The following is a 7,298-nucleotide window of genomic DNA, read 5'->3' on the forward strand; positions in this document are numbered from 1 at the left end:
GCGCGGCTCGGCGGTACTCCTTGTCCTCTTAGGCGCGGCGTTCATACTTAAACGCTAGAGCGGGATACCCACATACAGTTCACGCCTGCCGCTCAGACATGCTGCGGCCGAAGGCTGCTAAAACGCTTTACACCTTGCGCGGCTCGGCGGTACTCCTTGTCCTCTTAGGCGCGGCGTTCATACTTAAACGCTAGACCGGGATCCCCGCATACAGTTCATGCCTGCCGCTCAGACATGCTGCGGCCGATACCTGCTAAAACGCTTTAAACCCCGACTTTCAGAGGACATATCCGTCTTTGTAAGCCTTACAAATATACCGGCTTTTTTACTTCTCAACATAATATGTTAATAATTAGTTAAGGCATCCGCGAGCATTATAATTTATATTAGGAGGGGATATGTTCAGGTCTTTAGCAATAATGATACTATTTAAATATCGTACGGACAACAGGGGAACAACTCTGGTGGAAGTACTGGTAGGGTTCATGCTGGCCGCCATCATCGTCCTGTCCATCATCGCCATCTCCTCCCAGAGCTCCGTCTTCGCTAAAAGGATAGACACCGTCTACATCGCCACCCAGCTGGCCCAGGACCGTTTGAACGTATTGAAAAGAATGGATTTCGCCTTCCTCCCCATCTCGGGTGAGACGAACATTCGGGTGGACGCTTCCGGCAACGTGGACCCGCAAGGCAGGTACACACGAACGACCGAGATCACGGAGAACTATGACAACATATCATCGCTCACAAAAGTTACGGTGACCGTAAAAAGGATAAACATAGGCATATCCGGAACGACCGCAAGCACGCTTGAATATATGGGCGACCCCATAGTCGTCGAAACATTGTTCTCTGACGTTAGCTGAGGATACGACCATGAAGATACTATGTGAAAAGAAAGGGTTCTCGTTCATTGAGATGATGTTCGTCACGGTACTCTCCGCCGTGGTGATATCGGTAATAGTCTCCGCGTGGGTATACTCATACAGGTCCTGGACCTCCGAATCCGAACGCACGGAAATGAGGTTCTCCCTGGCTACGGCGCTCGAGACCATAAGATCCGACCTCAGGCTATCCAGCCTCACACACATATACTTCTACCCCAGCGGCGCCTCCGACTATACCGCCATAAGTATACCCATAGCCATTCCGGACGCGAACGGTTTTTTCACCATAGACCCTGATACCGGCATAACATGGGACAGAACGGTCATCTATCACCTTTACAACGAAACGGACGGGACAAAGACCTTGAGACGCACCGTACTATCGCCCCGGAACAACTCCCTGACGGAGACCCAGCGTTACGCCGAGCTCACGACCGTCACCACTTCCGGCGAAGTTACCACGGGAGGCACCACGGACCGGGATTTCCTCCATAACGTTGACCAGTTCAATGTATCCTCCCTGGCATCCGTCATAGATTTTTACCAGGATTCCTCCACTCCTGTTCGTTCCGCGCGCACCCTTTTCGGCTGGGCGAACATAACCCCCGGCACACATGCGATACGTTTCGAGGTGACCGGAAAGAACCCCCTTTCTTCGGGATATGATATCGGTATCGACAATATCATGATAGAACCCTCGGGCAGTAAACGCGAATTGGAGTATTACAGTTCATCTTACGCGGACGCCGGGAGTTTCTCGTCGGAAGGCGGGACCGTTGCGAACGTTACCGATCCCATATGGGACAACAATAATTATCTAGAGTTCCAGACCGGCGACTACGGCGAGAACGTTTACATAGAGGTCGAGGACCACTATGACCTGTGGCGCGACTCCAGCTTCGATAATGCCGTACTCGACCATACGAAACTGGACGGCACCGACCCGCATATAGCCCTGGATATGCCCGACCTCGACGAACCCGGGCTCATACTGTGGAAAGCGCTTTCACAGGCCGGGGAATCTTCCGGGACCGACGTATCCATGCCCGGCCCGGGCGCGCCTATGATGTTCCGGGTCCTTATACCCGGGGGATCGACATCCTCGGAAGCGGACCTCATACGCGTGAAGTTCAAGGCCCCGGCGAACGATCCCTTAACGATAACCAGGGCATATATAACCCTGGCTGATGCCGCCACAGGAGGGTTCGAAGGTCTCGCGAACCAGGACCCGGCCATCGTGCCCGCGGTCCCGGACTACCACCGCCACCAGGAGATCTTCTTCTCTTCCGTGTCAGGCGGCGGCACCGATTCGGTCATAATACCGGCCGGATCAGAGGTCTGGAGTGAATGGATAGCCTTCCCCATACGCGATGATCGGGACTATTTCATTTCCGTATATGTATCCTCGTCCCCAGGGTCCGAATGCGTAGCCTGGGAATATTCCGACGCGTCAGCCCGTTCATTATCCGTGGGTAGCATCCCATGCGTCGCGGACAGCCTTACGGATACGTTCACTACCACGGCCGAGCACGGCATGCCAGACGGCACAAAAGTGGGCGTGGGCGGAGGCGGCGTCCCGGGAGGCCTGACCTCCTGCCCCGCGCCCGTCAACCTTACGGGCATACCAGGACTGGGCTCGTATACAACATATTACATAGTGAACGCCGGCCTTGACACTTTCCAACTCGCGTATGTCCCCGCCGGCGCGCCAGTGGACCTCACAAGTGACGGCACTAACGTCGAAGTATACCCGTTCGAGGAACACGACGACATGTATATAGTGGACAGCCTGGACAGTTCCATGACAAAGGGAAGCGTGACTTCCGCCATATTTGATACCGCGCTTTCCTCTCCGGTATACGACAGCATCGCCTGGGACGAGTACAAGCCTTCCAGCACAGAGATAACCGTAAAGGCCCGTACGTCCTCATCAAGCGACATGACGGACGCCTCCGACTGGGACTCCGTATCGGCCTCGTCCATTGACGGCGCCGGAAGATACCTGCAATTCTACGCGGAGCTGGCGGATACCCCGAACTGGAGCGCGAGCGGTTCCTCCCTGAGCTACGCTTCCTATATAGCCGCCCAGATACTCTCCCCTTCCACGCCGTACCTCTTCCCGTCGTACAGCGGGGAGTATTATCTTCCGGACCTTTCCGTGCCCTGGATAGATAATGTGGAAACACGCTGGGAAGGAGAGACCCATCTATGCTCGATCACGGGTTATATAGCGCGAAAGGACGATTACGGCCAGGCCAAGATACTGGTCGACGGCGCGGAGCTCTTGAAGGTGCTCAGCATATATCTCAAGGTGTCGCGGGACATCGATGGCCGGGACGTATCCGAGGAAGGATATCTTGAGGTAGAACCCCGGAATACGGGAAAATGACCGGGGTGAATATAAGGAGTGGTATGAAGGATCCGTTGTTAATGAACAGTTTGAAAAGGATACGTTCAAGCCAGAGCGGGATGATCCTGGCCCTGGTGATGTCGTTCCTGGGCATAATGATGATCGGGGTAGCCGCCGTCACAAGCATGATCCAGCACGATATGCGTTACGTTTCGACCATCAAGGAGATCGGACAGGCCAGATACGTGGCCGAGGCCGGCATACATCACGCGCTGGCCAAGCTCAAAACGAACGGGTTCTCGTCCAGGACGGACTTCTCGGGCACGTTGAGCACGGGTTCGTACAATGTCGCTTACAGCACCGTGGGCGGGCGCTATATGATAACCTCGGTGGGAACAGCCGCGGGCAGGACCAGGACGGTAAAGGTGGAAGTGCGGGATAAGACCCCTACCGCGCTCAATTATTTTTCGGGGGCCGGTAATGATATAACGATAAAGATACATACATGGATAAACGTGGCCCTGATAACAGGTGATATACACGCCAACCATAACGTGACCCTGGACTCACAGCCTCACTCGGAATTCGTCATAAATGGTGAGGTCGAGGCATGCGGAACGGTCACCGAGGGCACGAGACACGACCAGTCGGACAATTCCGATACCAACCTGTACATAAACAGCCTCAACAATGACCAGGCCACCGTCTATGAATCGGCGAACCTCATAACATTCCCTGACCTTGACTTCACCAAATACAAACAAGCTGCCATAGACTCGGACGACGGTTCCTATTTCGATTCCAGCCAGAGCCTGTCCGGCAGTTATTCTCCCGCGAACGGCATAGTATATGTCGACGGTGACGTCACCCTTTCGGATGACACCGTGATAAACGGCGGGCTCATAGCGAACACTATTTCCATCCCCGGCGGCACGACCCTCACTCAGGTAAAGACCGGCATACGTAACGTGGTAGTCGCCAAAAGCGGGAACATACAGATCTCGGGACGACTGGAAGCCGAAGAGGCCGTGATACTCGCCTACCAGGACATACTGACGCATGAACACTGGGGGGCGGAAGTGGTCGTGAACGGATGTATGCTAGCTAAACGCAACATACAGATGTGGAACACGAGGACCGAGCTTGATTACACGCACATCTATATAGAACCACCGGACATGACCGCTGAATCAAGCGGGATATCGGTCGTAAGCTGGACTGAATAACGGCCGCCCGGAGGGTCGAGGATGACCAGGTGCATGGCACCAAGGAAATGTCGGAGACCTAGGGAAGCTCCGACCTTACCATGTTCTATATTATTTAGCATGATGAGCGGATGTGCCGTGTGCGAGTTCCGCAAACCGAGGGATAACCGAAGGTTGAGGACTGTTTGAGCAGTAGGTGACCGGGGTCATGGCACCCCGGAAATGCCAAAAAAACTGGAGAGGTTTCGGCCACATCCCTGATCAGGCTCCCTATTTATCACACAAATCCTGTACACCCTTTCGGGGATAGTTACCTTGCTATTTCCTTATAACATCCTCAAGCTTCACGTCGGGGTGGTGGTACCTCCCCTTGCCCGCGGTACCCTTGCCGTATTCGATGACCGCTTCCGGGCACCAGTTTATGCACGCGAAACACTGGTAGAAAAATCGACATATAGGCACGCGGATCGTTATATCTAACACAATTCAACACCACGCATAGGGGGTTATGACCCGAAAGGGTCTTCTGAGGACGGATACGCTTCGCAGCTAAGAGCTGACCGAGGGGGCACCGACCCCCGAGGAAATGTCGGAGACCTAGGGAAGCTCCGACCTTACCATGTTCTATATTATTTAGCATGATGAGCGGATGTGCCGTGTGCGAGTTCCGCAAACCGAGGGATGACCGAAGGTTGAGGACTGTTTGAGCAGCAGGCACATCCCTGATCAGGCTCCCTATTTATCACACAAATCCTGTACACCCTTTCGGGGATAGTTACCTTGCTATTTCCTTATGACATCCTCAAGCTTCACTCCGGGATGGTGGTACCTCCCCTTGCCTTCGGTACCCTTACCGGCCTCTATAACACCCTCCGGACACCAGTTTATACACGCGTAGCACTGGTAACATCTCCCCTGCCATTCGGGCCGGCCATCCTTCATGACGATATCGCCCGCCGGGCATACTTTCTCGCACACCCCGCATGACGTGCATCCCTTACGCACCCGGAACTCCGAATCCATCGTGGGCGTTTTGGGGCAAAAGAGCTTCCAGGTAAGGCTCGAGAGAAAAGACAGGCTCTTCTCCACGCGGGCCTCTTTCCCGGTAGCGACCATACCCGCTATCTCTTCTACCTTCTTATCCGACCTGGACAGTATACCGTCCAGGTCCTTATCGCCTTTTCTCGACCGGAACGGCAGGTAGTTCTCCGGCATCCTCACGGTGAAGCCTGCCGAAAGACGTATCCCGCGTTCCGCCAGGAGGTCCGAGACTATCCTGAGCGTCCCGGCGGCCATACCCCCGTGGTCGCATACGGCGAATACATACGCGCCTTCTTTCAACGTAAGTTTTTTGATGAGGTCACGCACAATAAGCGGCGGGGCGAGCATATATACCGGGAATATTATACCTACCCTATCGGCATCAGGCGACACAAGCCCTTCTTCTCTTATCACATCCGGGATAAAGACCATCTCGGCGCCACCCAGGAGACCCGCGAGTTTCCGGGTTATGGAGAGGGTGTTCCCCGTACCCGTGAAATAATAAAGTATCGTCCTCATTTCTTCCCCTTGCCCTTCGGGTCGGTTTTTTTCCTGCTCTTCTTCTTTTTGAAGACCGGCTTATCCCCTATCATGAACACTACATTCCATTTCTTCTTGAACTCGTCCCACTTCTCCTTGCGCCTCTCATACCTCGCCATCCCTTCCTTGGTAGACTTCATCTGTTCAAGGTCGGACCCCCGCTTAGGTATGGAGAACTTGCGTTTCAGCGTCATGAACTCTTTCCTGAACGCGGACTCCCGCATAAGTCTTTCTTCTGCATGGCTCATAATATCCCCTCCTTAAGGATATAATTATACCACAAATAAAAACCCCGCAGGCGCTTTAAGCCTGCGGGGTTAAACACAGGGACGAACGCTAAATTCCCGCCTCGCATCCCTTACGGTCCCTGTGGGGATGGCCCTATATCATCCGAACGCCTGTTTCAGCGTATCCAGCCCCCATGATCGGAGCTTTCCCGCGTCAGGCACCGGTTCATAGTCCCCGCTGTCATACCCGATAAGCTGGGCAATAGGCTTCCTGAACTTCTTCGCGAGCCTTACTTCCTTAAGAACGCCCGGCGTCCTATGCGTGAACGGCCCGACCATTACGATCACCCCGTCGGATTCCTTTATCCGGTTCTCGACCCGGCTTTCCCAGTCCTTTTCCGATCCATTCTCCTTAATGGACGCGTCTATCACCTCACATGGTGAATTCGGGAGTCTTGTCTGTTTAAGCACGAACTCTTTAAGCCTTTTATCATGGTCGGGATCAAAACTCACGAATACTCTCTTTTTCACCATGCCGTCCTCCTTTTCTTTGGGATGTCAAAGGAAACCTATGGACAAAAAAAGAGCCGCGAAAACGGTATCTCTCCTACCTGTCTTCACGGCCTCCTTTACGGTTCAGTAGTTAACTTAACCGGCACGTCTTTGATGTGGTATTTTTATTATACTCCAGGGACCCTCCCGGCTCAAGGGAAAAACAGCGACCGCTGTAGAGCTTCAACATAATGATACCAGATGTGTCTACTGCTCAAACATGCCTGCCGGCAAACTCGCATACGACACATCTGAGCATAAAAATTCAAAACCGTTTTTGTTTCCAAAGCTAAAATTGTCCCTATTTCTGATCTCAAACCTGTACCTGTTCTCGATCTTAAAACTGTACCATCCTTTATTACCAATACCACGCCACCCCAAGTCCAATAGACATATTGACGCGAGCATGCCTGTTCCCTACACCTTCTCAGCCATAGAAATATCGGTATGCTCGGGGGACAGGTTAAGCGGAACTTGGTACCGGGTACAAGCACAG

At 53.4% G+C, this 7,298-nt stretch carries 8 protein-coding genes; 4 read left to right on the plus strand and 4 right to left on the minus strand.

Annotation, left to right across the window (positions count from 1 at the left end):
- Positions 1-398 precede the first annotated feature (398 nt).
- From PHH49_08400 to PHH49_08410, 3 genes are read left to right on the plus strand one after another with little or no spacing between them, the layout of a single operon-like run.
- Positions 399-866, plus strand: a complete 468-nt coding sequence (locus tag PHH49_08400) for a hypothetical protein (protein ID MDD5488958.1) — start codon at positions 399-401, stop codon at positions 864-866.
- A 10-nt stretch (positions 867-876) separates the two neighbouring features.
- The gene (locus PHH49_08405; GenBank protein ID MDD5488959.1) at positions 877-3,276 is read left to right on the plus strand and encodes a type II secretion system protein; all 2,400 of its coding nucleotides are present in this window, start codon (positions 877-879) and stop codon (positions 3,274-3,276) included.
- Between the two features lie 41 nt (positions 3,277-3,317).
- A complete protein-coding gene (locus PHH49_08410; protein ID MDD5488960.1) occupies positions 3,318-4,463 on the plus strand; it encodes a hypothetical protein in 1,146 nt (381 codons plus the stop codon).
- Positions 4,464-4,760: 297 nt separating this feature from the next.
- Here the strand turns inward: PHH49_08410 and PHH49_08415 are convergent, their stop codons facing one another.
- The 4 genes from PHH49_08415 to PHH49_08430 form a co-directional block, all read right to left on the minus strand.
- Positions 4,761-4,904 carry a hypothetical protein gene (locus PHH49_08415; protein MDD5488961.1) on the minus strand — a complete coding sequence of 48 codons (144 nt, stop codon included), beginning with the start codon at positions 4,902-4,904 and terminating at the stop codon, positions 4,761-4,763.
- A 321-nt stretch (positions 4,905-5,225) separates the two neighbouring features.
- Positions 5,226-6,002 (minus strand): EFR1 family ferrodoxin, encoded by a 777-nt coding sequence (locus tag PHH49_08420; protein ID MDD5488962.1) that lies wholly within the window; start codon positions 6,000-6,002, stop codon positions 5,226-5,228.
- Entirely contained in the window at positions 5,999-6,271 is a 273-nt protein-coding gene (locus PHH49_08425) for a hypothetical protein (GenBank protein MDD5488963.1), read from the minus strand. The genes PHH49_08420 and PHH49_08425 overlap by 4 nt, the downstream gene beginning before the upstream one ends.
- A 138-nt stretch (positions 6,272-6,409) precedes the next feature.
- A complete protein-coding gene (locus tag PHH49_08430) occupies positions 6,410-6,784 on the minus strand; it encodes a TIR domain-containing protein (protein ID MDD5488964.1) in 375 nt (124 codons plus the stop codon).
- Between the two features lie 238 nt (positions 6,785-7,022).
- On the opposite strand from PHH49_08430, the gene PHH49_08435 reads away from it, so the two are divergent.
- Positions 7,023-7,298, plus strand: a 276-nt coding sequence (locus tag PHH49_08435; GenBank protein MDD5488965.1) for a hypothetical protein, incomplete at its 3' end; no start/stop codon positions are given.

The organism is Candidatus Omnitrophota bacterium (assembly GCA_028715965.1).
In the GTDB taxonomy this organism is placed as follows: domain Bacteria; phylum Omnitrophota; class Gorgyraeia; order Tantalellales; family Tantalellaceae; genus JAQUQS01.